At 65.2% G+C, this 26,687-nt stretch carries 27 protein-coding genes and 1 riboswitch; of the genes, 16 read left to right on the top strand and 11 right to left on the bottom strand.

Features of this window, described 5'->3' with window-relative positions; genetic code table 11:
- Window positions 1–44: 44 nt before the first annotated feature.
- The 3 genes from QRN11_RS15090 to QRN11_RS15080 are packed head-to-tail and all read right to left on the bottom strand — an operon-like array spanning window position 45 to window position 2,551.
- Window positions 45–470, bottom strand: coding sequence for an HIT family protein (locus QRN11_RS15090; protein WP_285313400.1), 426 nt, complete (start codon window positions 468–470; stop codon window positions 45–47).
- Window positions 467–1,630, bottom strand: a complete 1,164-nt coding sequence (locus QRN11_RS15085) for an NAD(P)-dependent alcohol dehydrogenase (protein WP_285313399.1) — start codon at window positions 1,628–1,630, stop codon at window positions 467–469. The genes QRN11_RS15090 and QRN11_RS15085 overlap by 4 nt, the downstream gene beginning before the upstream one ends.
- 9 nt (window positions 1,631–1,639) lie before the next feature.
- The gene (locus tag QRN11_RS15080) at window positions 1,640–2,551 is read right to left on the bottom strand and encodes a sulfurtransferase (RefSeq protein ID WP_285313398.1); all 912 of its coding nucleotides are present in this window, start codon (window positions 2,549–2,551) and stop codon (window positions 1,640–1,642) included.
- A 73-nt stretch (window positions 2,552–2,624) separates the two neighbouring features.
- Between QRN11_RS15080 and QRN11_RS15075 the strand changes: the two genes are divergently transcribed.
- Window positions 2,625–3,716: a PLP-dependent cysteine synthase family protein gene (locus QRN11_RS15075; RefSeq protein WP_285313397.1), complete on the top strand. Its 1,092-nt coding sequence runs from the start codon at window positions 2,625–2,627 to the stop codon at window positions 3,714–3,716.
- Here QRN11_RS15075 and QRN11_RS15070 read toward each other — a convergent pair.
- On the bottom strand, window positions 3,713–4,369 hold the full coding sequence (locus tag QRN11_RS15070; RefSeq protein WP_091415659.1) for an MBL fold metallo-hydrolase: 657 nt from the start codon (window positions 4,367–4,369) through the stop codon (window positions 3,713–3,715). The two genes, QRN11_RS15075 and QRN11_RS15070, sit on opposite strands and share 4 nt — an antisense overlap.
- A 94-nt stretch (window positions 4,370–4,463) precedes the next feature.
- On the opposite strand from QRN11_RS15070, the gene QRN11_RS15065 reads away from it, so the two are divergent.
- Window positions 4,464–5,006: a Fur family transcriptional regulator gene (locus QRN11_RS15065; RefSeq protein ID WP_285313413.1), complete on the top strand. Its 543-nt coding sequence runs from the start codon at window positions 4,464–4,466 to the stop codon at window positions 5,004–5,006.
- A 1-nt stretch (window position 5,007) separates the two neighbouring features.
- On the opposite strand, the gene QRN11_RS15060 is transcribed toward QRN11_RS15065, so the two are convergent.
- From QRN11_RS15060 to QRN11_RS15040, 5 genes are all read right to left on the bottom strand, one after another.
- Entirely contained in the window at window positions 5,008–5,883 is an 876-nt protein-coding gene (locus QRN11_RS15060) for a metal ABC transporter permease (RefSeq protein WP_285313396.1), read from the bottom strand.
- Window positions 5,883–6,698 carry a metal ABC transporter ATP-binding protein gene (locus QRN11_RS15055; protein WP_285313395.1) on the bottom strand — a complete coding sequence of 272 codons (816 nt, stop codon included), beginning with the start codon at window positions 6,696–6,698 and terminating at the stop codon, window positions 5,883–5,885. Before QRN11_RS15055 ends, QRN11_RS15060 begins: the two co-directional genes overlap by 1 nt.
- Window positions 6,695–7,684, bottom strand: coding sequence for a metal ABC transporter solute-binding protein, Zn/Mn family (locus QRN11_RS15050; RefSeq protein ID WP_285313394.1), 990 nt, complete (start codon window positions 7,682–7,684; stop codon window positions 6,695–6,697). The genes QRN11_RS15055 and QRN11_RS15050 overlap by 4 nt, the downstream gene beginning before the upstream one ends.
- Before the next feature lie 165 nt (window positions 7,685–7,849).
- Complete coding sequence (locus tag QRN11_RS15045) at window positions 7,850–8,920, bottom strand: hemolysin family protein (RefSeq protein ID WP_142058974.1); 1,071 nt, start codon at window positions 8,918–8,920, stop codon at window positions 7,850–7,852.
- Window positions 8,917–10,299, bottom strand: a complete 1,383-nt coding sequence (locus tag QRN11_RS15040) for a hemolysin family protein (protein ID WP_285313393.1) — start codon at window positions 10,297–10,299, stop codon at window positions 8,917–8,919. The genes QRN11_RS15045 and QRN11_RS15040 overlap by 4 nt, the downstream gene beginning before the upstream one ends.
- 507 nt (window positions 10,300–10,806) lie before the next feature.
- On the opposite strand from QRN11_RS15040, the gene QRN11_RS15035 reads away from it, so the two are divergent.
- The 5 genes from QRN11_RS15035 to QRN11_RS22650 all read left to right on the top strand — a co-directional run bounded on the left by QRN11_RS15035 (window position 10,807) and on the right by QRN11_RS22650 (window position 17,133).
- Window positions 10,807–14,616 carry a multifunctional oxoglutarate decarboxylase/oxoglutarate dehydrogenase thiamine pyrophosphate-binding subunit/dihydrolipoyllysine-residue succinyltransferase subunit gene (locus QRN11_RS15035; RefSeq protein WP_285313392.1) on the top strand — a complete coding sequence of 1,270 codons (3,810 nt, stop codon included), beginning with the start codon at window positions 10,807–10,809 and terminating at the stop codon, window positions 14,614–14,616.
- 141 nt (window positions 14,617–14,757) lie between these two features.
- On the top strand, window positions 14,758–15,357 hold the full coding sequence (locus QRN11_RS15030; protein ID WP_091415647.1) for a GDSL-type esterase/lipase family protein: 600 nt from the start codon (window positions 14,758–14,760) through the stop codon (window positions 15,355–15,357).
- Between the two features lie 81 nt (window positions 15,358–15,438).
- Window positions 15,439–16,299, top strand: a complete 861-nt coding sequence (locus tag QRN11_RS15025) for a DUF4097 family beta strand repeat-containing protein (protein ID WP_285313391.1) — start codon at window positions 15,439–15,441, stop codon at window positions 16,297–16,299.
- Complete coding sequence (locus QRN11_RS15020) at window positions 16,299–16,913, top strand: PadR family transcriptional regulator (protein ID WP_285313390.1); 615 nt, start codon at window positions 16,299–16,301, stop codon at window positions 16,911–16,913. The genes QRN11_RS15025 and QRN11_RS15020 overlap by 1 nt, the downstream gene beginning before the upstream one ends.
- A gap of 145 nt (window positions 16,914–17,058) precedes the next feature.
- Window positions 17,059–17,133, top strand: coding sequence for a 50S ribosomal protein bL37 (locus tag QRN11_RS22650; protein WP_369299106.1), 75 nt, complete (start codon window positions 17,059–17,061; stop codon window positions 17,131–17,133).
- A gap of 129 nt (window positions 17,134–17,262) precedes the next feature.
- Here the strand turns inward: QRN11_RS22650 and rsrA are convergent, their stop codons facing one another.
- Complete coding sequence (rsrA, locus tag QRN11_RS15015; protein ID WP_091415642.1) at window positions 17,263–17,523, bottom strand: mycothiol system anti-sigma-R factor; 261 nt, start codon at window positions 17,521–17,523, stop codon at window positions 17,263–17,265.
- Window positions 17,520–18,353: a sigma-70 family RNA polymerase sigma factor gene (locus QRN11_RS15010; protein WP_502935041.1), complete on the bottom strand. Its 834-nt coding sequence runs from the start codon at window positions 18,351–18,353 to the stop codon at window positions 17,520–17,522. Before QRN11_RS15010 ends, rsrA begins: the two co-directional genes overlap by 4 nt.
- Window positions 18,354–18,568: 215 nt before the next feature.
- On the opposite strand from QRN11_RS15010, the gene QRN11_RS15005 reads away from it, so the two are divergent.
- The 9 genes from QRN11_RS15005 to QRN11_RS14965 all read left to right on the top strand — a co-directional run bounded on the left by QRN11_RS15005 (window position 18,569) and on the right by QRN11_RS14965 (window position 26,676).
- On the top strand, window positions 18,569–19,117 hold the full coding sequence (locus QRN11_RS15005) for a DoxX family protein (RefSeq protein ID WP_142064576.1): 549 nt from the start codon (window positions 18,569–18,571) through the stop codon (window positions 19,115–19,117).
- Between the two features lie 7 nt (window positions 19,118–19,124).
- Window positions 19,125–20,513, top strand: a complete 1,389-nt coding sequence (aroA, locus tag QRN11_RS15000) for a 3-phosphoshikimate 1-carboxyvinyltransferase (protein ID WP_285313388.1) — start codon at window positions 19,125–19,127, stop codon at window positions 20,511–20,513.
- Window positions 20,497–21,612 (top strand): ribosome small subunit-dependent GTPase A, encoded by a 1,116-nt coding sequence (gene rsgA, locus QRN11_RS14995; RefSeq protein ID WP_285313387.1) that lies wholly within the window; start codon window positions 20,497–20,499, stop codon window positions 21,610–21,612. The genes aroA and rsgA overlap by 17 nt, the downstream gene beginning before the upstream one ends.
- A 48-nt stretch (window positions 21,613–21,660) precedes the next feature.
- Window positions 21,661–22,473, top strand: coding sequence for a histidinol-phosphatase (gene hisN / locus QRN11_RS14990; RefSeq protein WP_091415634.1), 813 nt, complete (start codon window positions 21,661–21,663; stop codon window positions 22,471–22,473).
- 160 nt (window positions 22,474–22,633) lie between these two features.
- Window positions 22,634–22,747, top strand: a riboswitch (SAM riboswitch).
- 36 nt (window positions 22,748–22,783) lie between these two features.
- A complete protein-coding gene (locus tag QRN11_RS14985; protein WP_285313386.1) occupies window positions 22,784–24,229 on the top strand; it encodes an aminotransferase class V-fold PLP-dependent enzyme in 1,446 nt (481 codons plus the stop codon).
- A 56-nt stretch (window positions 24,230–24,285) separates the two neighbouring features.
- Entirely contained in the window at window positions 24,286–25,044 is a 759-nt protein-coding gene (locus QRN11_RS14980) for a class I SAM-dependent methyltransferase (protein WP_285313385.1), read from the top strand.
- 31 nt (window positions 25,045–25,075) lie between these two features.
- Entirely contained in the window at window positions 25,076–25,789 is a 714-nt protein-coding gene (locus tag QRN11_RS14975) for a metal-dependent transcriptional regulator (RefSeq protein WP_285313384.1), read from the top strand.
- Complete coding sequence (locus tag QRN11_RS14970; RefSeq protein WP_285313383.1) at window positions 25,790–26,236, top strand: fluoride efflux transporter FluC; 447 nt, start codon at window positions 25,790–25,792, stop codon at window positions 26,234–26,236.
- On the top strand, window positions 26,230–26,676 hold the full coding sequence (locus tag QRN11_RS14965; protein WP_285313382.1) for a fluoride efflux transporter FluC: 447 nt from the start codon (window positions 26,230–26,232) through the stop codon (window positions 26,674–26,676). The genes QRN11_RS14970 and QRN11_RS14965 overlap by 7 nt, the downstream gene beginning before the upstream one ends.
- Window positions 26,677–26,687 lie beyond the last annotated feature (11 nt).

The following is a 26,687-nucleotide window of genomic DNA, read 5'->3' as shown; positions in this document are numbered from 1 at the left end:
ACGGCCGGGGCGAACTATCCAGGCAATCGGTCCCGGCTGACAGCCTATGCCGGGACGAACTCGCTGTACCCGGCGTCCCGGAGGCCCTGCCGCAGTTTTTCGGCATTGGCATCCAGGACTTCGGGGTCGGGATTCTGGTCAGCGGACGCAAAGTTGAAGTCGGCCATGCTCCGGGACGGCCAAACGTGGACGTGGAGATGGTTGATCTCGTAGCCGGCCACAATGAGCCCGGCGCGCGCCGCGTCAAAGATGTCCACCTGGACGGCGCCGATGCGGCGGGCCACTTCCATGACTTTCGCCAACGTTTCCGGGGAAGCATCGGTCCAGCGGTCCACTTCCTCAGTGGGGACCACCAGCGTGTGCCCGTCCGCCAGCGGACCCGTGGTGAGGAACGCGGAAACGTCGTCTTCGCGCCACACAAAGCGGCCGGGGATTTCGCCGTTCAGGATCCTGGTGAATAGCGTGCTCATGCGTCTGCCTCCTCGGCGGGTGCCTGCAGGGTGCTGGTGTCCAGCACAAACCGGTATTTCACATCGCCTGCGACCATCCGGTCAAAGGCCTCATTCAGCTGGTCCGCGCGGACCATCTCGATGTCCGCCTCCACGCCGTGTTCCGCGCAGAAGTCCAGCATTTCCTGGGTTTCGGCAATCCCGCCGATCAGCGAGCCGGCGTAGGCGATGCGGCGCCGGATCAGTGCCCGCGGGTTGACCGGCGGCATTGCCTCGGACGGCAGTCCGAGCTGGAAGAGCGCACCGTCCACCCGGAGGGTGCGGAACAGGGGGTTCAGGTCGTGGGGTGCTGCCACGGTGTCGATGATCAGGTCGATGGTGCGGTTTGCCGCCTCCATCGCCGCTTCGTCCCGGGACAGGACAACTTCGTCCGCGCCCAGTTCCAGGGCGGCCGGCACCTTGGACTCCGAGGTGGTGAACACCACCACTTTCGCGCCCATGGCCTTGGCAAGCTTGACGGCCATGTGGCCGAGCCCGCCGAGCCCCACGACTCCCACAACATCGCCCTCTTCGACGTCGAAGTGCCGCAGCGGCGAGAAGGTGGTGACGCCGGCGCACAGCAGCGGGGCGACGGCGGCCGGGTCCAGGGATTCCGGCACGCGAAGGACATAGCGGCGGTCCACCACCACCGTGGAGGAATAGCCGCCCTGGGTGAGCGCATCGCCGTTCCGGCGGTCAATGGCACCATAGGTGCCGGTCATTCCGTTCTCGCAGTACTGTTCCAGGCCGTCCAGGCAGCTCTCGCATTCGCGGCAGGAGTCCACGATGCAACCCACCCCCACCCGGTCCCCCGGGGCGAAGTCGGTGACACCGGAACCGACGCGGCTTACCGTTCCAACAATCTCGTGGCCGGGGACCAGCGGATAGGCCTGGCCGCCCCACTCCCCGCGCACTGCGTGGACGTCTGAATGGCACAGCCCGCAGAATTCAATGGCAATTTCGACGTCGTCGGGAGTGGGTGTGCGCCGCGCAAGAGTCAGCGGGACCAGGCCGCTGTCCGCGGACGTGGCGCCGTACGCGGCGGCCAGGACGCCGCCGTCGGAATCATTGGATCCGGCGGTGATTGCGCCGGGGGCGACAGGTTTGGCAAGGGGCGGCGGCACAGGACGTCCGGGAGTCATACTGCGACGCTACCCTTGCCCGCCCTTGTCTTTCCACTCCACAGCCCCTTCACCGCGGGGGGCTGGACCGGTCGCCACAGGCAAGTGGGGGTTGTTGGACCACTCCGAGAAGGAGCCCGGGTACAGTGCAGCGCGGAAACCGGCCAGTTCCAGGGCAGCCACCTGGTGCGCTGCGGTGACCCCGGAGCCGCAATAGACCCCCACCTCGACGTCGTCGCTGATGCCCAGCGCTTCGAAGCGGCGGCGCAGCTCGGCCGGAGGCAGGAACCGGCCGCTGCCGTCAATGTTCTGTGAAGTGGGTGCGCTGACGGCGCCGGGGATGTGGCCGGCCCGCGGATCAACTGGCTCAATCTCGCCACGATACCTTTCCGCGGCGCGCGCATCGAGGAGGAGCCGGTCCGGTCGGGCACCGTCCGGGACGTATTGATTCTCCATCCACCCGGTCACGGCGGCCGCGTCCAGGACCGGCATCTGCCCGTCGGCCAGTGTCACATTTCCGGAAGGAGGCAGGACCTCACCCTGCTCAAGCGGCAGGCGTGCCGCGCGCCAAGCCGCCAGGCCGCCGTCGAGCAGGTAAACCTCGGTGTGGCCGGCGTTCCGCAGCATCCACCACGCACGGGCTGCGGCCATGTTGCCGCTGTCGTCGTAGGCCACCACAACATCGCCGGTGTTGATACCCCAGCGCCGCGCAGCATCCTGGAATCTGAGCGGCGACGGCAGCGGGTGCCGGCCGCGCTCCGGCACCGCGGGGTCCGCGAGCTCGGTAGCCAGGTCAACAAACACGGCCCCAGGCAGGTGCCCCTGCAGGTAGTGATCGTGCCCGTGCGGATCGCCCAGCGCCCAGCGCACATCCAGCAGCACGGTGCGCAGGCCCCGGACACGGCGTTCCTCCAGGGCTGCGACATCCAGCAGTGGCTTCACGGTGCTCCTTCGCTCAGGCGGACAACGTTTCCACTCTAACGGCAGCCCGCGGAGCCGCAGGTAGGCTGGTGCGGTGAAGATCGAGCGCAGCGCGGGCCGGGCCTGGGCGGACGAAGCCATCCGGAAAATCACGGCAGAAAACAACCGCTCCGCCGACACCCATCTCTACTTGGTGCCGCTGCCCGAGCACTGGGGCGTCCAGCTCTACCTGAAAGATGAATCGACGCACCGCACCGGCAGCCTCAAGCACCGGCTGGCGCGGTCGCTGTTCCTGTTCGGCCTGGTCAACGGCTGGATCCGGGAGGACACCACCATCGTTGAGGCGTCCAGCGGCAGTACCGCGGTGTCCGAGGCGTACTTTGCCCAGCTCCTGGGGCTGCCGTTCATCGCGGTCATGGCACGCAGCACCAGCCAGGAGAAGATTGACCTGATTGAGCAGTTCGGCGGCTCCTGTCTGCTCGTGGACCATGCCTCCGAGGTTTACGCGACGGCGGAGGAGGTGGCCGCCACGAGCGGCGGGCACTACATGGACCAGTTCACGTACGCCGAGCGCGCCACGGACTGGCGCGGGAACAACAACATCGCCGAGTCGATCTTCGGCCAGCTGGCATTGGAGGAGCACCCCGTACCGGAGTGGATCGTGGTGGGCGCGGGAACCGGCGGCACCAGCGCCACCATCGGCCGGTATCTCCGTTACCACAGCCACCCCACCCGGTTGCTGGTGGTGGATCCGGAGAACTCGGCTTTCCTTCCCAGCTGGCGCGGCAGCACGTCCGGTCCTGCCACGGGCCTGCCCTCGAGGATCGAGGGCATCGGCCGGCCCCGCATGGAGCCCAGTTTTGTGCCCTCCGTCATCGACCACATGATTCAGGTTCCGGACGCGGCGTCCGTCGGTGCCATGCGCCACCTCCGCACGCTCGCCGGACTCCACGCCGGCCCCTCCACGGGAACGAATCTTTGGGGAGTATGGCAACTCGTCGCGGCGATGATCACCGAGGGCCGCAGAGGCAGCATCGTGTCGTTGATGTGCGACGGCGGAGAGCGCTACGCCGGCAATTACTACAACCCGGCCTGGCTGGCATCCAAGGGCCTGGATCCGGCTCCGTATGAAGCGGTGATCAATCGCTTTTTCGATACGGGTGTTTGGGCCGGGGACGCGATTTAGACTTCTACCTGCTCCCCCGCCGCCAGGTGGCGGTACTCCGTTCCGTACTTTGCGCCCAGTCGCTGGACATGGCCTTCCACTATCTTCAGGCCGTTGTCATTGAGCAGGCCGTCGTGAATCTGGAATGCGCGCGGCGCGCGGACGCCGATCACGAAGTCCACCACCTCTGCCGCTTTGCTCCAGGGTGCGTGCAGGGGCACCAGCAGCGTCTGCACGTCGATGCCGTCAGGAATCACGAAGGAATCACCAGGGTGGTAGACGTTCCCGTCCAGGAGATAGCCGATATTGGCCACCACCGGGATCTGCGGATGGATCAGGGCGTGCTGGCCGCCAAAGCTCCGGACGTCGAAGCCTGCCGCTTCAAACGATGAACCCGGCTCCACCGTGTTGATCCGGGCCGCCGCGTCCGGGGTTTCATTGCGCAGGTTCTCCGCGACACCCGCCGGGGCGAAAACCGCCAGGTTGGCGTTCTCCTTCAAGGCGTTCACCACTGCCGGGACGTCTATATGGTCGTTATGTTCGTGGGTGACCAGCACGGCGTCGGCACCGGCCAGCGCCTCCGCCGATTCAGAAAATGTTCCGGGGTCCAGCACCAGGATCCGGCTGTCCTTCTCGAGGCGGACGCAGGCATGGGTGTATTTGGTCAGCTTCATAGCGCCAGCCTAGGGTCCGGCCCGGACCGTGTCCACGAAGCTCCGGCTGGTAATCTGGATCTTTGCCACCATCCTTAGGGAAGCGAGTCCATCCATGCCGTTCGGCACCAAGGCTGAGTCCACCAAGCCCGCTTCAGCGCCGGCTTCCGGCGGCAGTCGCAATGCTGGCGCGGGTACAGCTGCCGCGGGAACTGGCCCGGTTACAGCGGGCGCAGGAGCCGGCGCCGTCAAGGAACAGCGGGTCACGAAACAGCGGCTGGCGGTCAGTGCCGCACTGGACGAACTGGACGATTTTGTCAGCACGCAGGAGCTCTACAGGATCCTGCAGAACCAGGGTGTCTCCGTCTCCCTCGCTACTGCCTACCGGATACTCCAGTCCCTGGCCGACGAAGGACTCGTTGACGTGCTGCGCAACGGCGACGGCGAGGCTGTGTACCGCAGGTGCGCCGTCACGGGCCACCATCACCACCTGCTGTGCCGGAATTGCGGCAAGGCAGTGGAAGTGGAAGCGCCGGCCGTGGAAACGTGGGCAGCCCGGGTCGCAGCCGAACATGGGTATACGGAGGTGGCGCACACCGTGGAGATCTTCGGCCTCTGCGCGGAGTGCACGGTACGCAAGGCCGCCGGCACCGTGTAGGTTACTGAGGTTGCAGTACCCGTCCGTTGATCCCGCGGGAAGCACGGACGGAACCGATGATCCGGCACACCACGTAGATCAGGAATGACAACGTGGTGACGTACGGGCTGATCGGGATGCGTCCGCCCAGGGCCAGCAGGATTCCGCCAACGATGGCCGTGACGGCAAACGCCACGCTGAGCACCACCACGGCCACGGGCGACGACGTCACCCGGAGGGCCGCAGCAGCCGGCGTAATGAGGAGCGCCAGCACCAGGAGGGCTCCCACCACCTGGATGGACAGGGCCACGCTGATGCCCAGCAGGACCATAAAGATGATGCCCAGGGTCCGGACCGGAACGCCGCGGGCCTCGGCAAGTTCGGGATCCACGCTGGCAAAGTTCAGTGGCCGCCAAATGGCCGCGAGGACCACCATCACCACAACGGCGGTTCCGGCCAGCGCTTGAAGCTGGACGGTATCCACCGAGACGATCTGCCCGGTCAGCAAACCGAACTTGTTGGCGGCACGGCCTTCATACAAGGACAGGAACAGGATCCCGAGGCCCAGCCCGAAAGGCATGATCACCCCGATGATGGAGTTTTTGTCCCTTGCCCTGACTCCCATCAAGGCGAGCAGCAGCGCGGCAGCCACCGAGCCGATGAGCGAACCGAAGACGATATCGGCACCAATCAACAGGGCGAAGGCTGCACCGGCGAAGGACAGTTCCGAAATTCCGTGGACGGCGAAGGCAAGGTCACGCTTCATCACGAACGTCCCCACCAGGCCGCCGAGCAGGCCCAGGACGGCGCCCGCCCAGATGGAGTTCTGGACCAGGACCAGCAGCTCGCCATAGTTCTCGAAGCTGAAGATGGCGCCAATGATACTGTTGGCGTCCATCAGGCCACCTCTCCTGCAAGGGCATGCGCCTCGGCGTGATGGTGCGTGGTGGCATCCGGCAGGCCCACCACCACAATGCGTCCGTTCGCGTGGATGACCTCAACATGGCTGCCGTACAGGTCGGAGAGGACCTCCGTGGTCATCACTTCCTCCGGGGTGCCCACCTTGAAGCGGCCGCCCGCCAGATAGAGCACCCGGTCCACGTAGTCGATGATGGGGTTGATCTCGTGGGTGACAAAAACCACCGCGCTGTTTTGCTCGTGGCATTGTTTGTTGATCAGTGAACTGACGGCCTGCTGGTGGTGCAGGTCCAGGGAGAGCAGCGGCTCGTCGCATAGCAGGACTTTTGGGTCTGTTGCCAGCGCCTGGGCTACCCGCAGCCGCTGCTGCTCGCCGCCGGAGAGCTGGCCCACCGGAACCTTGGCGTAGTCCGACGCGCCCACCAGCTCAAGGAGCTCATCAATCCTGCGGTTGGCCTTGGCCGAGGAGAGGCGAAGCCCCCAGCGGTGCCCATCCACCCCCAGGCCCACCAGGTCCCGGGCACGCATCGGCGTGTCCCGGGGAAACGATTTTTGCTGCGGGATGTAGCCGATCAGGCTGCTGCCGCGCTCAACAGGGTGTCCACCGAGCATGGAGGTGCCCCGGTGCAGGTTCTGCAGACCCAAGAGGACTTTGAGGAAGCTCGTTTTCCCGCTGCCGTTGGGGCCAAGCACTGCGAAGAACTCACCGGGCCTGATCTCCAGGTCCAGGTCCTCCCACAGCGTCCGCTGACCGAACGCGAGGGACGCCCCGGCGAGGCTGACCACAGGTTTCAATTGTTGGTCTCCAGAACTTTGCTGACGTTGTTCACATTGTCCGTCATCCACTGCAGGTAGGTCTTGCCCTCTGGCAGCGTTTCATTGAAATCGACCACCGGGACACCTGCCGTTTCGGCCGCCTTCTTCAGCGCTTCGGTCTGCGGGCCTTCGGTCTGGCCGTTGTAGGCAAGGAACCGGACGGACTTTGAGGCAACCAGGTCTGTTGCGGCCTTGAGTACGGCCGGCGGGACGTCGGAGCCTTCCTCAATCGCAGCAGTGTAGTCCTCGGGAGTAGCGTTCTCCAGCCCCGCATCGGAGAGCAGGTAGAGCGGCACCGGCTCAGTGACCGCTACCTTGTCCCCCGCCGCACTCGTCTTCAGCGCCCCAAGCTTTCCGGCCAGCTGATCCAGTTCAGACTTGAAAGTGCCGGCGTTGGCCGTGAAGGTGCCGGCGGAATCCGGTTCCAGCCCGCCCAGTCGTGAAGCAAGGTCGTCGGCCAGCCGGCCCATGGCGGCCAGGCTGTACCAGACGTGCTCGTTGAACTCGCCGTGGTCGTGGCCATCCCCGCCCGAAGACGCCGCCGGCGCCGCTTCGTCCGTGGCTTCGCCTGCGGCCTCTTTCGGATGGGCCAGGCCGGAAAGTTCGACGGCGTTCAGCACGTTGTGCGCGTCAATGCTGCTGTCGTTCACCAGGGTGTGGAGAAACTCGTCGTAGCCTCCGCCGTTTTCCACCACGAGGTCCGCCTTGGAGACGGCCAGCCTGTCCTGGGCGCTGGCCTCGTAGGAGTGCGGGTCCTGGCTGGTCTTGTTGATGATGGCGGTCACGTTCACTTTGTCACCGCCCACCGCCTTTGCAATGTCCCCGTAAACGTTGGTGGAAGCCACCACGTTGATTCCGTCGGGCGCGGTCCCGCCAGAGGCCTCGGGCTGGGGGCTGCATGCGCTGAGCAGCAGGCCAAGCCCGGCAAAGAGTGCAAGGGACGTTCGGGCGGCGGAACGGCGCACGTAAACCTCGGTTCAGTGGTTGTGGGATCGCAGGGGAACCACTAAAGCCTATACCTAAATAGGAATGATTCCTATTTAGGTATAGGTCTGAGGAAGCCCTGCCACCGCATCATTGTGACAGGGACCCTCACCCAGCGCTCCCCTGCGACACCGTCTGCAGGCCTGCTAGGCGCCGTTGGGCTGGCCCAGGCGCCGCACGCCCCTGGCCTGTGTGGCGTCACGGATTTCACCCACTAGCTGTTCGATCACGTCCTCGAGGAACAACACACCTTTGGTGTTTCCGTCCGGCCCGATGACGCGTGCCAGGTGCGAACCTGTTCGCTGCATCACCGACATGGCCTTTTCAATTTCATCGTCCAGGGCGAGGTTGGCCAGGGACCTGATCCGGCTTTCGGCAATGGGCCGTTCGTATGCAACCTCTGGGATGGACAGGACGTCCTTCACGTGGAGGTAGCCGTAGAGCATGTCGTCGTCGTCGAGCATCGGGAACCGGGAGAATCCGGTACGGCTCACGGCCTTCTCGAACTCCACCGGCGTGGTGGCGGCCTTCAGCATCACCAGTTTTTCAAGTGGAACCATGATGTCAGCGGCGTTGTACTCGGAAAATTCGAGCGCGCCGGTAATCAGGCCCGCATCGTCATCCACCAGCCCGTGGCGGGTGGACTCCTGCACAATCGACTGCACTTCCTCCAGCGTGAAGGAGGAGTTCACCTCATCCTTGGGCTCAATACGGAGCAGCTTGAGAATGTGGTTGGCGGACCAGTTCAGGACGGAGATGACCGGGTTCACCAACCGGGCGATAAACATCAGCGACGGGGCAAGGAACAGCGCTGCCTTATCCGCCACGGACACCGAGATGTTCTTGGGCACCATCTCACCGAAAGTTACGTGCAGAAACGTTACGAGCATCAGCGCCACGGCAAAGGCCGCCACATCGGCGATCTCCATGGGCAGGCCCAGTGTCTCCAGCGGCACCGCCAGCAGGTGGTGGATGGCCGGCTCTGCCACCAGAAGGATCAGCAGCGAACAGACCGTGATACCCAGCTGGGCACAGGCCAGCATCAGCGAAACGTTCTCCATGGCCCGCAAGGTGGTCTGCGCGCGTTTGGAACCCGCTTCGGCCAACGGCTCGATCTGGCTGCGGCGGGCGGACATCACGGCGAATTCAGCGGCCACAAAAAACGCGTTGCCGAAAAGGAGGACAACCAGCCACAGTATTCCGGCCCAGTCGCTCATCGTTCGGTCCTGTCGTTTTTAGTCCTGCCGTTGTTCTGCCTGCCGTTGGTCGTCCTGTCGCCAGGGTCCGCTGCCTCAGGCTCCGGCGCGGACGGACGGAAGCAGATCCGGTCGATCCGCCGGCCGTCCATCCTGGTGACGCTCAGAGTTCCGCCCTCCACGGCGACCGTGTCCCCGACAACAGCGATGCGGCCGAGCTTGCTCATCACATAGCCGCCCACTGTTTCGTACGCTGCCTCGTCAGGGACGCTCAGGCCGGGAATCTGCTCGGAGAGTTCATCCGGGCGGAGCAGTCCAGGGAAGTACCAGTCACCGGAAGCGCTCTGGAGCAGGCCAGGACGGACCTTGTCGTGCTCATCGGCCACCTCGCCCACGATTTCCTCCACGAGGTCCTCGAGGGTGGCGATTCCTGCGGTTCCGCCGTATTCGTCCAGTACCACCGCCAACTGAAGGTTGCCCTCGCGCAGTTCAGCCAGCAGGGCATCAAGGTGGATGGTCTCCGGGACGCGGAGCACTTCGGTCATGATGGCCCCGGCTTCAAGGTTCTGCCGGCGGTCCCACGGCACTGCCACTGCCTTCTTGACGTGGACCAGGCCCTTGATGTCGTCCGCCGACTCACCAATGACGGGGAACCGTGAATATCCCGTGCGGCGCGCCGCCGCCAGGATGTCGGACACCGGCTGGTCCGCCTCGATGGTTTCCACGCGGATGCGGGGAGTCATCACGTCGGCGGCAGTGCGCGTGGAGAAATTCAGTGTGCGCGCCACGAAGTTGGCCGTACCGGCGTCGAGCGTTCCCATCGCAGCCGAGCGCCGCACCAGGGATGCCAGCTCAGCAGGGGTCCGCGCACCGGAAATTTCTTCCTTCGCTTCCAGCCCAAAAACGTTCAGGACCCTGTTGGAGAAGCCGTTGAGGACCACGATGGCGGGTTTGAACACGGCAGTGAAGACCAGTTGCGGCCTGGCCAGGGCTCGGCCCATCGGAAAGGACAAGGCGATGGCCATGTTCTTTGGCACCAGTTCGCCCAGGAGCATGGAGAGCAGGGTGGCAAGCACCATTGCCAGGACCAGGGAGATGGAAGCCACTGCAACATCCGGAAGTCCGACGGCGGCCAGCGGGGCTTCCAGGAGCTTGCCCACCGAGGGCTCCATCACGTAACCGGTCAGCAACGTAGTGAGCGTTATGCCCAACTGGCAACTGGAAAGCTGCGTGGAGAGCGACTTGAGGCAGGCGAGCAAAGGAATGGCGCCGTCGTCGCCGTCGTCAATGGCCCGTTGGACCGTTGCCTGGTCCAGTGCAATGAGTGAAAATTCGACGGCGACAAAAAAGCCCGTGCCGGCGATCAGCAGCAATCCGGCTGCGAGGAGAAGCCATTCCATTCAGCATCCCGCCTGGACAGCGGTGGCCATGGATCTTGGCTGGGTAGTCAGGGAGTCATCAGTAAAGGACCCGCGCCAGGAATATCGGTCCGGCGGAGGGTGGTCAGCCGAGGCCGACGCAGTATCCTTTGCAGCTCCTGCCGGCAATGCCAGCGAATGGTGATGGGCGCGTGTTCGGGGTTTGCCGGCTCTTCGGGTGGACTGTGCGGCGCTGCTTACGCCCCGCTGACAGCCCCCAGGCCGGCACCTAGATTTACTGTCCATAAGAATTTCAGTCTACAGGAGCGAGTCCCCGGTCCTGCGAGCCTGGCAGGTGCTCCCGTCCGCCATATTCGGCCCTTTTTACGTCTCATCATGATTTGGGTCACCCTTATTGGCAGTTACCACAAGATGCTCACTAGACTGGCAATGGTCTGGGTTCAGAGGACGCAGAGACCGGTTGAAACGTAGTGCTGAGGGCACCGTGGGCCGGAGAGAAATCAAACTCATGGAAGAGGCGTATTTCAAGTGCCAGAGCAGCCTAGCCACCGTCTACCAGAGGAATTTGGCGGAAACGAGTGGCTCGTTGACGAACTGTACGAGCAGTACCAAAAGGATAAGAACGCTGTTGACGCCAAATGGTGGCCGCTGTTTGAATCCTTCGGCTCGGGCAGCAGTTCTTCTTCCAACGGAAATTCGGCGCAAGCCACTGCCCACCCCGCAACCAGGGAGATGCCGGTCGTGAACGCGGCTCCTGCAGCACCGGCAGCGCCGCCGGCCGCGGCACCGCCCGCTCCGCCGTCGGCCCCGCCCGCCTCCGCGGCACCTGCCGCCCCCGCTGCCGTCAAGAAAGCCCCCGCCACCGTCGCCCGCGATGGTGGAAAAAAGACCGAGTCCGGCACCGGTTCGCAGCCCATCCCCGCGCAGCTGCCCAAGAACGTCAAGGCCCCCACCGCCCCCGAAGAGGACGTTGTGTCCATCCTGCGCGGACCGGCCAAGGCGATCGCCACCAACATGGTCACCAGCCTTCAGGTGCCCACCGCAACCAGCGTCCGGGCCATCCCCGCCAAGCTGCTGATCGACAACCGTGTTGTCATCAACTCCAACCTGGCACGCGCCCGCGGCGGCAAGGTCTCCTTCACGCACCTGATCGGCTACGCCGTCATCCGCGCGCTCTCGCAGTTCCCCTCGATGAACGTCTACTACGACGAGGTGGACGGCAAGCCCGTCGCCGTCCAGCCGGCACACGTCAACTTCGGCATCGCCATCGATATGCCCAAGCCCGACGGAACCCGCCTGCTGATGGTGCCGAACATCAAGAAGGCGGAAACCCTCAACTTCTCCGAGTTCTGGCACACCTACGAGGACCTCATCAAGCGCGCCCGCAACGGCAAGCTCACGGCCGAGGACCACCAGGGCACCACCGTTTCCCTGACCAACCCGGGCGGCATCGGCACTGTGCACTCGGTGCCCCGCCTCTCCAAGGGCCAGGCAGCCATCATCGGCGTCGGCGCGCTGGACTACCCCGCAGAATTCCAGGGTGCCAGCGAGAAGATCATCGCCCAGAACGCCATCAGCAAGGTCCTGACCCTGACCTCCACCTACGATCACCGGGTGATCCAGGGTGCCGGCAGCGGGGAGTTCCTGAAGCTGGTCCACCAGCTGCTCCTCGGTGCGCAGAACTTCTACGACGAGATTTTCGAGTCCCTTCGCATCCCGTACGAGCCGGTGCGCTGGAGCGCGGACAAGCAGGTTGATCCGGCCGACGAGATCAACAAGGTCGCCCGGATCCAGCAGCTGATCCACTCCTACCGCGTCCGCGGCCACCTGATGGCGGACACCGATCCGCTGGAATACGTTCAGCGCAAGCACCCGGACCTTGACGTACTCACCTACGGCCTGACCCTGTGGGACCTGGACCGCGAGTGGCCCACCGGCGGTTTCGGCGGCAAGTCCATGCTCAAGTTCCGCGACATCCTGGGTGTCCTGCGGGACGCCTACTGCCGCACCACCGGCATCGAGTACATGCACATCCAGGAGCCTGCCGAGCGCAAGTGGTTCCAGGACCAGCTCGAACACCCGTACTCGAAGCCCAGCCGTGAAGAGCAGCTGCGCATCGTCTCCAAGCTGAATGCTGCCGAAGCATTCGAGACGTTCCTGCAGACCAAGTTCGTGGGCCAGAAGCGCTTCTCCCTTGAAGGCGGCGAGTCCCTGATTCCGCTGCTGGATGCCATCATGTCCGACGCCGCCGATGACGGCCTGGACGAGGTCGCGATCGGCATGGCCCACCGTGGCCGCCTGAACGTGCTGACCAACATCGCCGGCAAGACCTATGCACAGGTGTTCCGCGAATTCGAAGGCACCCAGGATCCCCGTTCGGTCCAAGGCTCCGGCGACGTCAAGTACCACCTGGGTACCGAGGGCACGTTCACCTCGGACAACGGCAAGGAGACCAAGGTTTACCTGGCTGCCAACCCGTCCCACCTCGAAGCTGTGGACCCGGTCCTCGAGGGCATCGTCCGTGCGAAGCAGGACCGCCTGGACCAGGGCGAGTCCTTCCCGGTGCTGCCCATCGTGGTGCACGGTGACGCCGCTTTCGCCGGCCAGGGCGTGGTTGCTGAAACCCTGAACCTGTCCCAGCTGCGCGGCTACCGCACCGGCGGAACCATCCACATCGTGGTCAACAACCAGGTTGGCTTCACCACGGCTCCCTCCTCGTCACGCTCGTCCACGTACTCCACCGACGTTGCCAAGATGATCCAGGCCCCGGTGTTCCACGTGAACGGCGACGACCCCGAGGCTGTGGTCCGCATTGGCCAGCTCGCCTACGAGTTCCGCCAGCGGTTCCACAAGGACGTTGTCATCGACATGGTCTGCTACCGCCGCCGCGGGCACAACGAGGGCGATGACCCCTCAATGACCCAGCCGCTGATGTACAACCTGATCGAAGCCAAGCGTTCGGTGCGCAAGCTCTACACCGAGTCGCTCATCGGCCGTGGTGACATCACCGAGGAAGAAGCCGAGCAGCTGCTTCGCGACTACCAGGAACGGCTGGAGCGCGTCTTTGCTGAGACCCATGCAGCCCAGACTTCCCCGATTCCGATCATCACGGCGGACTCTGCAGCCGTGTCCGACATCGAGCGGCCCATCGCCCAGCAGTCCGATTCCAGCACCAACGCGCCGGTATCGACTGCCATTTCCGCTGACACACTGGCCCGGATCGGCAAGGCGCATGTGGAGATTCCCGAGGGCTTCACCGTCCACGCGAAGCTCAAGCAACTGCTCGAGAAGCGTGAGCAGATGTCCCGTGAAGGCGGCATCGACTGGGGCTTTGGCGAGATCGCAGCCTTCGGCTCGCTGATCATGGAAGGCGTGCCCGTCCGCCTGGCCGGCCAGGACTCCCGCCGCGGCACCTTCGTGCAGCGCCACGCCGTCTTCCACGACCGCGCCAACGGAAAGGAATGGCTGCCCCTGGGCAACCTCTCCGACGACCAGGCCAAGCTGTGGATCTACGATTCGCTGCTGTCCGAATACGCGGCCATGGGCTTCGAGTACGGCTACTCGGTGGAACGCCCCGACGCCCTCGTCCTCTGGGAAGCCCAGTTCGGCGACTTCGTCAACGGCGCCCAGACCATCATCGATGAGTTCATCTCCTCGGCCGAGCAGAAGTGGGGCCAGCGGTCCTCGCTGGTGCTGATGCTGCCGCACGGCTACGAGGGCCAGGGCCCGGACCACTCGTCCGCAAGGATCGAGCGCTTCCTGCAGCTGTGTGCCGAAGAGAATATCATCGTGGCCAACCCCACCACGGCCGCCTCGCACTTCCACCTGCTGCGCCGCCAGGCTTACAGCCGTCCGCGGAAGCCGCTGATCATCTTCACGCCCAAGCAGCTGCTGCGACTCAAGGCTGCCGCCTCGTCCGTGGAAGACTTCACGAACGGCACTTTCCGCCCGGTGATCCCTGAGCATGAGCAGCTGGCCGCAGACGCCGTCGAACGCGTCCTGCTGGTCTCCGGCCGCCTCTACTACGATCTGCTGTCCACGCGGCAGAAGACGGGCGACACGACCACGGCGATCGTCCGGGTGGAGCAGCTTTACCCGCTGCCGCACGCGGAGATTGCTGCCGAACTGGCCAAGTACCCGAACGCCGAGGTTGTCTGGGCGCAGGATGAGCCTGCCAACCAGGGGCCGTGGCCGTTCATCGGGCTGAACCTTCCGGACGCACTGGACCGCAAGGTGCGCCTCGTGTCGCGCCCCGCCTCGGCGTCCACCGCTGCGGGTTCCATGAAGCGCCACGCCGCGGAGCAGGATGCCCTGCTGAAGCAGGCATTTGCACGGTAGTAATCAATAAGGCTGCCCGGCCGGACGTCGAAATACCAGACTCCGGCCGGGCGGTTCTGTTTAATGGGATGGACAGCGCCTGCCCGGACAGGGAAACATTCCCGGGCGGCGGCCGGCAGGCACCGAAGTAAAGAGGAACGTGTGGAAGACAGGAAGCTGCGTATCGCAGCTGTAGGAGATGAACTGCTGGCCGGACTGGGTGACCCCCGGGCGCTGGGCTGGCTGGGCCGCGTACTGGCCCGCACTCCCCAGGACGGGATGGTCCTGGAAAGCTACGCACTTCCCTGCCCGCAGGAAGGTACGGAGGGCCTGGCCGCCCGCTGGCTGGAGGAGACCGGCCGGAGGTTCAACAGCCAGTACGAGAACCGCCTGGTCATCGGCCTGTCCGGCCGGGATATTGAATTCGGCCTGTCCACGGCGCGCAGCCGGCTTAACCTGGCCAACATTCTCGATTCTGCCTCCCAGAACCGGCTGGAGGTGTTTGTTGTCGGGCCGCCGCCCACCCTCGACCCGGCCCAGAACCGGCGCCTCGACGAGTTGAACACTGCTTTCGCTGACGTCACCACCCGCCGCAAGCACCTCTACGTGGACACCTTCTCCCCGCTCCTGAACCACGAGCAGTGGCGCCAGGACCTTGCGGCCAACGGGGGCACGCCCGGGCAGGCGGGCTACGGCCTGATGGCCTGGCTGGTACTGCACCGAGGCTGGTTCCAGTGGCTGGGGATGGCAGCGCCAGAGTAGCGTTTCTTCGCGATATATCTTGAAGTCCTCCCGCTCCGGGGGTACTTTGGTCAAACACGATATATCGTCTTTGGAGGAACCATGGCTGGAACAACACCTGACCAGAACTGGGATGTCACGGGCGCGGAGACAATCGACGTCGGCTCTGTCGCATCACTGAAACTGGGGATGGTCCGTGGCCGGTTCGATGTAGTAGCCCACGAACAGCCCTACACCCGGATCGAGATTTCCGAAGTGCAGGGCGACCCCGTGGCTGTTTCGCTGCAGGACGGCCGGCTGGAGGTCCGGCACCAGCTGCACGGACCGCAGGGCTGGTTCAAGAACCTCATGGGAACGGTGAACCATCACAGTGAAAACTACGCCGTCATCAGCATTGCCTTGCCTGCCACCGTGGAGGTTGAGGCAGGCACGGTCAGCGGTGACGGCCTGGTGTCAGGAATGGCCTCCCGTACACGCCTGAACACCGTCTCAGGTTCCGTCATGGCCGACGGCACCGACGGCGAACTGTTCATCACCACTGTGAGCGGCGAAGTCAGCGCCCGGAACCACAGCGGTGTCCTCACTGCCAAGACCGTCTCAGGCGAGGTCACCGCTTCGGGGCACTTCAGCCACATCCGCGCCAACACAGTCAGCGGCGATATGAACTTCGACCTCTTGGATTTCACCCAGGATTTCGGCGCCAATTCAGTTTCCGGTAACCTCACCATCCGGATCCCCCACGACGTCGGCGTGGATATCGTCGCCAAATCGGCCACCGGAGCAGTGGTGATCGGCAACCAGCAGTACCACGTCACGGGCGGCAAGGTGGAGACAATTGCCGGCCCGGACGCCAAACTTATGCTGGTCAGGACCAATTCTGTATCGGGCAAGACCTCCATCCTGCACAGGGCGCCCGGCGAGGCGAACGGAAACACCATGGGGTCTGCGGAAGAACGGCACTGATGCCTGCTGTCTTTGCCCACGGCGCCCTGCGGCTTTACCTGCTTGCCCTCCTCGAATCGGGTCCAAAGCACGGCTACGAACTGATCAAGGCACTCAAGGAACGGTTTGGCGGGACCTATTCCCCCAGCGCCGGAACCATTTACCCCCGGCTCGGGAAACTGGAGGAAGAGGGCCTGGTGGTCACCGAAACCTCAGGCCGCCGGACCAACTACCGCATCACGCCGGCCGGCCTGGCGGAACTCAACCTGCGCCGTGAGGAACTGGCAGGAGTAGAGAAGGAAATCTCTGCGTCGGTGCGCCGGCTGGCAGACAACCTTCGTGAGGATATCCGCAGCAACATGCGCGGGCTCAGGGCCGACCTCGCGGCCACCGCCGAGGCCGCCCGCGCCGGTGCGGCGTCTGCCGCGTTCACGGCCCTCAAAGGCGGCCCGGCGTCAGACAGCAAAGGCTCACTCAAGGAAGCCGAGCTGATGCTCCAGGCTTTCCGGGATGACCTTCGCGCCGAACTCCGGGTACAGGCAGGCAAGCAACCCCTGAATCCCGTGGTTCTGGAAACGCTTCGGACCGTGCTGGAGCAGGCGGGCATCGCCATCCGCAACTCACTTCGGAACTAGTCTGCCGGAGCCTTCCCCGCTCCCGGCACGGGCGAAGCCTCCTTGAACCCCAGGTCACGCGGCGGTCGCCGGTTCGCGGGGCATCAGATCATGTGGGAGACTTGAGGGCAGCTCTTTTTGAGTACCAACAGTAAGGAGGCCAGCTATGAGCAAGCGTGCACGCAAACGTCGTGACCGTAAGCGTGGCGGCGCGAACCACGGGAAGCGCCCCAACACCTAGGCACATGCCAGGTATAGCGGTTACAGCAAAGGACCCCGGAAGCCATTCGGCTTCCGGGGTCCTTTGTACTTAATCGGGGTTCCGGGGTGGCGGCCTGCGCATCCGGTAGTACTGTGCGTCCGCTACTGGCTACGCATCCACTGGACGGATCGAGTGGATCCGGTCCAGGATGGCGTTCTTCAGGTTGTCCGGAGCAGCTTCGGTGCAGGAGCGCTTGACCATGTTGCGGATAACGCACTCAAGGTCGTACTGCTCCGTGCACTCCGGGCACTCATCAAGGTGCGTCTTGATTTCCGTGATGTCTTCACGTGTCAACGCGCCGTCAAGGTACTCGTAGATGCGTTGCATCCGGGTATCGTCGCAGTCGCCCAATCCCTGGCAGTCGCTCATTTCCTGTTCTCCTGTTGTGTGCTTTCCGCCGCATCCGGTGCAACTGCGGCTGTTTTGAATCCCCGCTCGGCGGCGTATTCCGCGAGCATGTCCCGCAACATTCTCCGGCCGCGGTGGAGCCGGGACATCACTGTTCCGATGGGGGTGTTCATGATGTCTGAGATTTCCTTGTACGCAAACCCTTCAACGTCCGCGAAATACACCGCAAGGCGGAATTCTTCGGGGATGGCCTGAAGGGCGCGTTTGACGTCCGAATCCGGCAGGTGATCCAGCGCCTCCGCCTCAGCGGACCGCAGTCCGCTGGAGGTGTGTGACTCAGCGCGCGCCAACTGCCAGTCCTCGATGGTGTCCGAGTTGGACTGGAGCGGTTCGCGCTGCCGCTTGCGGTACAGGTTGATATAGGTGTTCGTCAGGATCCGGTACAGCCAGGCCTTGAGGTTGGTTCCCGGCTTGTACTGGTGGAACGCGGAAAAGGCCTTGGTGTAGGCCTCCTGGACGAGGTCCTCTGCATCGGCTGGGTTCCGGGCCATCCGCATGGCCGCCGAGTACAGCTGATCGACGTACTGCATCGCGTCGCGTTCAAACCGGACACGGCGGTCCTCCGCGGATTCCGTAGAAATGTTGACCGCTTCTTCGGTTGCTTCCGCAGACTGCCCGGAGTCTTCCGCCGGCTCTGCCAGCTCGGGCCGGGTATCAGCGCTGCTCTTGGCTTCGTTCTGCGAAGCCTCATACATGGCCGAAACGGCCGGATCCAAGGTGCTCATTGCCTTCAAGTCTACTGTCAGGCTATGCGCACGCGGCGGACCATACTCAGGGGGTTCAGCCCCCATCGAGTGAGTAGCCACCGGTCCTGCTGCTTCGATTCCGTCCAACACCCGCCTCAAGGGCCAACTCCACTCTGTTGTCCGGTGCTTTGTCTTGTGGGCCCCCGCTTTCCAGGCCCAGTTTCCATAACCTGCGGCTTCAGGCAAATATTCCCCAAAAGTGCAAGACTAGAACGGACTCCGCCGCACCAGACGCGGTTCGTCCACCCAGGAGGAAATCCATGTCCTTTGTCCGCACACTCGCACGGCCCATGCTGGCTTCCAGTTTTGTACTTGCCGGAATGGATAAGCTCAAAAATGCCGACGATACCGCGCAACAGCTCTCACCCCTGCTGAGCAAGGCAGCGGCGGCGCTGCCTTTCCAGACGGATGAGAAGACACTGGCCCGGATCATCGGCGGCACTCAGGTGGGCGCCGGCGTCCTGTTCGGGCTGGGAAAGTTTTCCCGTCTTTCGGCCACCGTGCTGACTGTGGTTTCCATGCTCAATACGTTCGTCGAATGGCGCAGCGCAGACATCAGCAGCAAGGAGGGCCGCGCGAACCGCCGCAGCCAGCTCCTGAAGAACCTGTCCCTGAGTGGAGGGGCATTGCTTGCCTCCGTGGACACTGCAGGAAAGCCGGGGCTCGCTTGGCGCGCCGAGCATCTGGCGGCTGACGCGAGGAAGGGCGCCGCGCACCTCGCGTCGGATGCCCGCAAGACCACCAACAAGAAGCTGCACAAAGCCGACAAGGTTGTACGCCGCGCCGTCGAACACGCCACGGGGGCATAAGCAGCACATGACCGCACCAGCCGCCGCCCGGGACAACACCGGAGCGTCCCTTCCCCACTGGCCCGCCCCCTTCGCGCACCGCCCCGTGAATGCCACGGTCACCGTGCCCGGCTCAAAGTCGTTGACCAACCGGTACCTGGTGCTCGCCGCCCTGGCCGACGGCCCGTCGCGGCTGCGCGCTCCGCTGCACTCCAGGGACTCGGCACTGATGATCGAGGCGCTCCGCCAGCTTGGCGCCACCATCACCGAAGTGCCGGGGGACGGTGCCTTCGGGCCGGACCTTGAGGTCCTCCCGATCGCCGCGGACGGGACACCGTCCGCAGCCACGATCGACTGCGGCCTCGCCGGAACGGTGATGCGGTTCGTGCCGCCGCTGGCTGCCCTGCGCAATGGCGCCAGCCTGTTCGACGGCGACCCGCATGCCCGGAAGCGGCCCATGGGAACCATCATCGAAGCGCTGAAGGCGCTGGGAGTGGCTGTTTCCGCCCAGGACGGCGGCACGCCGTCGTCCTTGCCGTTTGTAGTGGAAGGCTCCGGCGAGGTCCGGGGCGGCCACCTGGTCATCGACGCCAGCGCCTCGTCGCAGTTTGTCTCGGCCCTGCTGCTGGTGGGCGCAAGGTTCACCGAGGGGCTGCACCTGGAGCACGTCGGCAAACCGGTGCCGAGCCTGGATCACATCAACATGACAGTTGCCGTGCTGCGCGGCGCCGGGGTTGTGGTGGACGATTCTGTCCCGAACCACTGGGTTGTTGCTGCCGGTCCTATCCGTGCCTTCGACCAGCAGATCGAGCAGGACCTGTCCAATGCCGGCCCGTTCCTTGCCGCCGCACTGGCGTCCGGCGGAACCGTCCGGATTCCGGGCTGGCCTGAACAGACGCAGCAGGTAGGGGATTTGTGGCGCAGCATCCTGGCGGAGATGGGTGCCGATGTCAGCCTGCGCGACGGCGTCCTCACCGTCACAGGCGGAGCGGACATCAAGGGTGCCGATTTCGCGGACACCAGCGAACTGGCGCCTACGGTCGCCGCGCTCTGCGCACTGGCCACCACCCCCTCCCGGCTCACCGGCATCGCGCACCTGCGCGGACACGAGACGGACCGGCTGGCAGCCCTCGTTACCGAAATCAACCGCCTGGGCGGCGACGCCGAGGAGACCAGCGACGGGCTGGTGATCCGGCCCGCGAAGCTGCATGCCGGCGTCGTACACAGTTACGCGGACCACCGCATGGCCACGGCCGGAGCCATCCTTGGCCTGGCCGTGGAGGGCGTCCAGGTGGAGGACATCGCCACTACCGCCAAGACCATGCCCGATTTTCCCCGGCTGTGGGCGGACATGCTGGCCCAGACCGGTGTTTCCAGTGCAGTTTCGGAAGGTTCAGCCGGTGGCGCGGAGCACTGACTCCTGGGACGAGTCGGATGTCCGCATCCGGCCCAGCAAAAAAGGTTCCAGGCCCCGGACCAAGGACCGGCCCAGCCACGACGACGCCGTCACCGGCCGCATCGTCACAGTTGACCGCGGCCGGTACACGGCAGTGGTGGGCGAGGACTCCGGCAACGAGCGCGTGGTCATCGCCGCCCGGGCACGTGAGCTGCGCCGCAACCCGGTGGTGGCGGGCGACTTCGTCTCGCTCGTGGGAGACGTTTCCGGCGACCCCAACACCTTGGCCCGGCTGGTGAAAATCCAGGAACGTAAAACCCTCCTTCGCCGCAGCGCTGATGATACCGATCCCGTGGAACGGGCTGTCGTGGCCAATGCGGACCAACTGGTGATTGTGGTGGCCGCGGCCAACCCGGAGCCGCGCACCGGCTTCATCGACCGCGCCCTGGTGGCTGCGTACGACGCCGGGATCGAGCCGATCCTGCTGGTCACCAAGGCGGACGTCAAGGATCCGGCGGAGCTGTTGTCCAACTACACGCACCTGGACTTCCCGGTCATTATCAGCCGGACGGCGGACTCCGCGGCGTCCGGTATCGACGCCCGCTCTGATGACGGATTGTCAGCCCGGCTGGACAGTAACGCAGTGGCGGAGCTGCGGGGCTACTTGGACGGAAAAGTCACCGTAATGCTGGGGCATTCGGGCGTGGGCAAGTCAACCATGGTGAACGCACTGACGGGGGCCGAGCGAGCAACCGGCGGGGTGAACGCCGTGACGGGCCGCGGCCGCCACACGTCCTCGTCAGCCCTGGCGCTGAGGTTGTCGGACGCGCCGGCGGGCAGCTGGATCATCGACACCCCGGGCATCCGCTCCTTCGGCCTCGCCCACGTGGACCCGGACCGCATCCTGCGTTCCTTCCCGGACCTCTTCCCCGGCATTGAGGACTGCGAGCGGGGCTGCAAGCATACTGCCACAGCTGTGAACTGCGGCCTGGATGCCTGGGTGGAAGGCGGCCATGCCGGAGCCACGGGTGTTGCCCGGCTGGCCTCGCTGCGCAGGCTCCTCGGCACCGATCCCCGGATGGAGGCCCAGGAGGCCAAGGAGCTTGGCAGCGTCAACTGACAGTGCCGATCTCCCAGCAGAACCGCGCGCAGACGGTAGTTTGGAAGCATGATCCAACCCGCTTCAAGCTACAACGATGACCTGCGCCTGGCCCATGTGCTGGCCGACTCCGTGGATGACCAGACCATGGGCCGTTTCAAGGCCCTGGACCTCCAGGTGGAGACCAAGCCTGACCTGACGCCGGTCACGGACGCGGACAAGGCCGCCGAAGAAGCCATCCGCGGCCAGCTGTCCCGTTCCCGCCCGCGCGACGCCGTGCTGGGCGAGGAGTTCGGCAGCACAGGGCACGGGTCGCGCCGCTGGATTATCGATCCCATCGACGGCACCAAGAACTTTGTCCGCGGCGTCCCGGTCTGGGCCACCCTGATCGCGCTGGTGGATGAAGGCGAACCGGTGGTGGGCGTAGTCAGCGCGCCGGCCTTGGGCAAACGCTGGTGGGCGGCCAAGGGCATGGGCGCCTACATGGGCCGTTCGCTCGCCGCGGCCACCCGGCTCCGGGTATCCAATGTGTCCAAGCTTTCCGACGCTTCCCTTTCCTATTCCAGCCTGGGCGGTTGGAAGGAACGCGGCAGCCTGGAGAACTTCCTGGGCCTCACCGAGGATGTGTGGCGGACCCGGGCGTACGGCGACTTCTGGTCCTACTGCATGGTGGCCGAGGGCTCAGTGGATATCGCCTGCGAACCTGAACTGAACCTGTACGACATGGCGGCACTGGTACCGATCGTGGTGGAAGCCGGCGGGCGCTTCACATCCCTGGAAGGGGAAGACGGGCCCTTCGGCGGCAACGCCCTGGCCACCAACTCCATCCTGCACTCCGAGGTGCTCCGCAGGTTGAACCCGGAGCTGGACGACCTCCTGTAACAGCAGCATCATCGAAGAATCAGCGGCGGGCGCCTCCTTGGAGAGGTGCCCGCCGTTCTTTTCTTCGGCAAAAGAAGCTCATTCCGGCCAGGCGTAACAAAGCGCTTAACAATCGCCCCGACTTAAAACCTCCCAACCCGATGTTCTACGCTCTTAACCAGGTCACGAGTGCCAGCGCGAAACCCCGGTTTGCTGGCCGGCAACCCTCCAACCGCGGTGGGGTGCCCCGGGTGACGACCAGGCCGGTCCGGAGCGGATGCGGCAAGCGCGGATTCCCGGGAGCGGGAGTCCTTCTGAAGTGAGGTCTTTCGTGACAACTGCCACCGTCTCCCCCAATGCCACCGCCACGTTCGAAGCTGCCGGGTCTGGAACAGCCCAGGCCGGAACCACCTTTGCCCGCCGTGCCGCTGCCGGCCGGCCGCTCGCAGCCGTCACCGGCGCAGAAATCCAGGCGCCGCTGATCCACGGCGGCCACATCCGCTACGCCAACCTTGACTACGGCGCCTCGGCTCCGGCCCTCTCCGTGGTCTCGGCCTACCTGAACGAGATCCTGCCGTTCTACGCCAGCGTCCACCGGGGTGCCGGCTACGCTTCACAGATCAGCACCTCCGTCTACGAAAACGCCCGCAACATCGTCCGCGAGTTTGTGGGCGGCCGCCCGGACGACTCCGTGATCTTCACCCGGAACACCACGGATTCGCTGAACCTGCTGGCCGGCTGCCTGCCGGAAACAGACGGACGGCCCGACGGCGATGTCCTCTACCTGGACATCGAACACCACGCCAACCTGCTGCCGTGGCAGGGCGTCCCGCACCGCAGCATCGTTGCCGCCGACACCATCGCCGGCACCATCGATGCCGTCCGCGCGGAACTGGAGCAGGGCGGGGTGAGCCTGCTCGCCGTCACCGGCGCGTCCAATGTCACCGGCGAAATCCTTCCCATCCGGGCCCTGGCTGCACTGGCCCACGAACACGGCGCACGGATCGTGGTGGACGCCGCCCAGCTGGCACCGCACCGCCGCGTGAATATTGCAGCGGACGACGTCGACTACCTCGCCTTCTCCGGCCACAAGCTGTACGCACCCTTCGGCGCCGGCGTGCTGGTGGGCCGCACGGACTGGCTGGACGCCGGAACGCCGCACCTTGCCGGAGGCGGCGCCGTCAAGGAAGCAAGGCTCGACGGCGTCAGCTGGGCCACCGGCCCGGCCCGCCATGAGGGCGGCTCCCCCAACGTCCTGGGCGCCGCCACGCTGGCACGCGCAACCCAGGTGATCGCCGGGCTGGACCAGGAACAGTGGCATGCCCACGAATCGGCCATCCGGTCTTTCCTGGTGGAAGGCCTGCAGCAGATCGATGGCGTCACCGTCCACCAGATTTTCAAGGACACCAACCCGGATACGGACACCATCGGTGTGGTCAACTTCTCGGTGGAAGGCTACGACGCCGGCCTGGTGGCGGCCTACCTGTCCGCCGAACACGGCGTGGGCCTGCGCGATGGACGTTTCTGCGCCCACCCGCTGCTGAAGCGGCTGGGTCTGCCCTCCGGATCCCTGCGCGCCAGCTTCGGCGTCGGCTCCCGCCTGGAGGACGCCGAACGCCTCCTTGCCGGTATCGCGGCGCTGCGCACCAACGGGCTGGGCTGGGACTACGTGGTGGACGCCGGACGCTGGGTTCCCGCCAACGATACCCGGACCTACCCGCACTGGGCTCCCAACACCCCGGGCACCGCGGGTGCCGCTCCCTGCATCGACGACTAGGCACTTGCGGTAAATTCGGAGGATACCCAAGGGCATCAATCGAAGGAGGGCCACAGGTGGTACGGGGTGGCCCCAAACTTGATCACGGACGGCGGCGGGAGCTCGGCCAGAGCTTCCAGGACGGCGGCGGGCACTACCAGCAGGTCCGGCCGGGTTATCCGCAAGAATCCGCACAATGGCTGGTCCCCGCCGGAGCCCGCGATGCCCTCGACGCCGGGGCCGGCACCGGGAAGTTCACCGAACTCCTGCTCGGCATGGGACTGTCGGTCACCGCCGTGGACCCGTCCGAGGACATGCTCGAGCAGTTGCGCGCGCACTATCCTGACGCCACGGCTGTCCGGGCCACCGCGGAGGCGACCGGACTGCCCGCGGCAGCCTTCGACGTCGTCAGCGTTGCCCAGGCCTGGCACTGGTGTGACGCCCTCGCAGCCAGCACTGAACTGGCACGCGTCCTGCGTCCGCACGGAACCCTGGGCCTGATCTGGAACCAGCTGGACACCTCGGTTCCCTGGGTTCACCGGCTTTCGCGGATCATGCATGCCGGAGACGTTTACAAGCCGGATTTCCGGCCGCACGTAGGGCCGGAGTTCCGCGATCTTGAGGGCCACCTAACGCATTGGCAGGATCGTGTCACCACCACCGACCTTGTGGAGCTGACGAAGTCGCGGAGCTACTACCTGCGGGCCGGTGAAACCACCCGCGCTAAAGTGCTGGCCAACCTCGACTGGTACCTGCACGACCACCTCGGCCACAGCCTGGACGAAGAGCTCGAACTGCCCTACCTCACGCTTACCTGGCGGGCCACCAAAGCATGACCGCCGGCGGTGAACGGGTAGGCTTGGTGCTGTGAAGACCAGCGCGCCCTCCTCCTCCATCGAGGATTACGTCAAGGTCATCTACTCGTTCACCGAATGGCAGGACAAGCCCATCACGTCCTCCCAGCTGGCCCAGCGCCTTGGGGTGGCCAACTCTTCGGTATCTGAAATGGTGCGGAAGCTGAAGGACCAGGGGCTGGTGGACCACAAACCCTACAGCGCCATCACGCTCACGGACCAGGGCGTCCGGCTGGCGCTTTCCATGGTGCGCCGCCACCGGCTGATCGAGACCTACCTGGTCCAACAGCTGGGCTACAAGTGGGACGAGGTCCACGACGAAGCCGAGCTGCTGGAGCACGCCGTCTCTGACACCTTCATTGAGCGTGTGGCAGCCATACTCGGCGACCCGCAGCGCGATCCCCACGGGGACCCGATCCCCACCGCCGAAGGCACGGTCCGGATGCCCCGCGCACACCTGCTGGGTGAGCTGGACCAGGGGCACACCGGCAGGATCACCCGCATCAGCGACGAAAACCCGGACCTGCTCCGCTACCTCTCCGCCGAGGAAATAGACCTCGACGCCGAAGTGGAGGTGGTGGGCCGCAAGCCGTTCGGCGGGGCCCTGGTGGTCAGGATCCGGAACTCGGGCAGGACCAGGGACTATGACCTGGCCGACGAAATCACGTCTGCCCTCTGGGTACACAGCGACCATCCCCACCCGGGCTGCCTGCTCGGGGACGGCTGAATGAATCCTCCCGGCGCGCCTTCGGCCAGCGCCTGGCTTGCTGTTGCTGTTGGGGGCCTGCTCGGTACTGAGCTGCGCTTTGGGCTGGGACTTCTCTTTCCGGATCTTCCGGGGTCCGTGCCGTGGGCCACGCTGTGGATCAACGCTGGCGGAAGCTTTGTCCTGGCGTTGCTGACCACGGTGTGGATGGCCCGGCCGCACACCGCGTTCTGGCTTCGCGCCGGCCTGGGCCCGGGCCTCCTGGGTTCGTTCACCACGTTTTCGGCGGTGGTGTTCGCAGTGGACCAGCTGGCCCGCGCGGGCGCCCACTTTACGGGGATTGCCTACCTGGTGCTGTCGTTGCTGCTGGGGCTTGCAGCGGCCGGTACGGGGTGGCGGTCCGGAAAGGTTGTGGCGGGCTGGTTGGAGGGGCGCGACGGCGGCCGGGTGAGTGGGCGTTCATGGTGACTGCTGCCCTGGTAGGGGTGTTTGGGGTTGCGGGCGCGCTGCTCCGCTTTGCTGTGGACAGCTGGTTCGCGCATCACACGGCATTCCGGGCTGCACGCGGCCTTGAAACTTATGGCTCACGGCCCCTCGGCGCCGGTGCCCGCGGGCCCGGGCGCGGGGAGCGGCTGCACTGGCCGTGGGCCACACTGCTGGTAAACGTCGTGGGGTGCTTCATCATCGGCGCCGCCCACGCAATGACCCTCAAGCTCGGGTTGGCCCCGGAATGGCAGCTCGCACTTGCCACGGGGCTGGCAGGCGGCCTCACCACCTTCAGTTCCTGGACCACGGCCACTGTGCGCCTGCTGACAGAAGCGCGGTTCGGTGCCGCGGCGTTGAACCTGGCCGGCAATCTGGTTCTCGGTTTCGGCGCGGCCGCTGCAGGGCTGGCCCTCGCTTCTTGAGCCGCGGAAGG

This window comes from Pseudarthrobacter sp. fls2-241-R2A-168 (assembly GCF_030209335.1).
In the GTDB taxonomy this organism is placed as follows: domain Bacteria; phylum Actinomycetota; class Actinomycetes; order Actinomycetales; family Micrococcaceae; genus Arthrobacter.
This window is presented reverse-complemented; position numbering and strand designations above follow the sequence as displayed.

Coding starts and splice junctions, on each gene's coding strand:
- QRN11_RS15065 (WP_285313413.1), top strand. CDS start 4,464: ATGCCGTTCGGCACCAAGGCTGAGTCCACCAAGCCCGCTTCAGCGCCG.
- QRN11_RS15010 (WP_502935041.1), bottom strand. CDS start 18,353: ATGGGGGCTGAACCCCCTGAGTATGGTCCGCCGCGTGCGCATAGCCTG.
- QRN11_RS15025 (WP_285313391.1), top strand. CDS start 15,439: ATGGCTGGAACAACACCTGACCAGAACTGGGATGTCACGGGCGCGGAG.
- QRN11_RS15060 (WP_285313396.1), bottom strand. CDS start 5,883: ATGGACGCCAACAGTATCATTGGCGCCATCTTCAGCTTCGAGAACTAT.
- QRN11_RS15090 (WP_285313400.1), bottom strand. CDS start 470: ATGAGCACGCTATTCACCAGGATCCTGAACGGCGAAATCCCCGGCCGC.
- QRN11_RS15085 (WP_285313399.1), bottom strand. CDS start 1,630: ATGACTCCCGGACGTCCTGTGCCGCCGCCCCTTGCCAAACCTGTCGCC.
- QRN11_RS14970 (WP_285313383.1), top strand. CDS start 25,790: ATGAATCCTCCCGGCGCGCCTTCGGCCAGCGCCTGGCTTGCTGTTGCT.
- QRN11_RS15005 (WP_142064576.1), top strand. CDS start 18,569: ATGTCCTTTGTCCGCACACTCGCACGGCCCATGCTGGCTTCCAGTTTT.
- QRN11_RS15040 (WP_285313393.1), bottom strand. CDS start 10,299: ATGGAATGGCTTCTCCTCGCAGCCGGATTGCTGCTGATCGCCGGCACG.
- rsrA (WP_091415642.1), bottom strand. CDS start 17,523: ATGAGCGACTGCCAGGGATTGGGCGACTGCGACGATACCCGGATGCAA.
- aroA (WP_285313388.1), top strand. CDS start 19,125: ATGACCGCACCAGCCGCCGCCCGGGACAACACCGGAGCGTCCCTTCCC.
- QRN11_RS14965 (WP_285313382.1), top strand. CDS start 26,230: ATGGTGACTGCTGCCCTGGTAGGGGTGTTTGGGGTTGCGGGCGCGCTG.
- hisN (WP_091415634.1), top strand. CDS start 21,661: ATGATCCAACCCGCTTCAAGCTACAACGATGACCTGCGCCTGGCCCAT.
- QRN11_RS15045 (WP_142058974.1), bottom strand. CDS start 8,920: ATGAGCGACTGGGCCGGAATACTGTGGCTGGTTGTCCTCCTTTTCGGC.
- QRN11_RS15070 (WP_091415659.1), bottom strand. CDS start 4,369: ATGAAGCTGACCAAATACACCCATGCCTGCGTCCGCCTCGAGAAGGAC.
- QRN11_RS15020 (WP_285313390.1), top strand. CDS start 16,299: ATGCCTGCTGTCTTTGCCCACGGCGCCCTGCGGCTTTACCTGCTTGCC.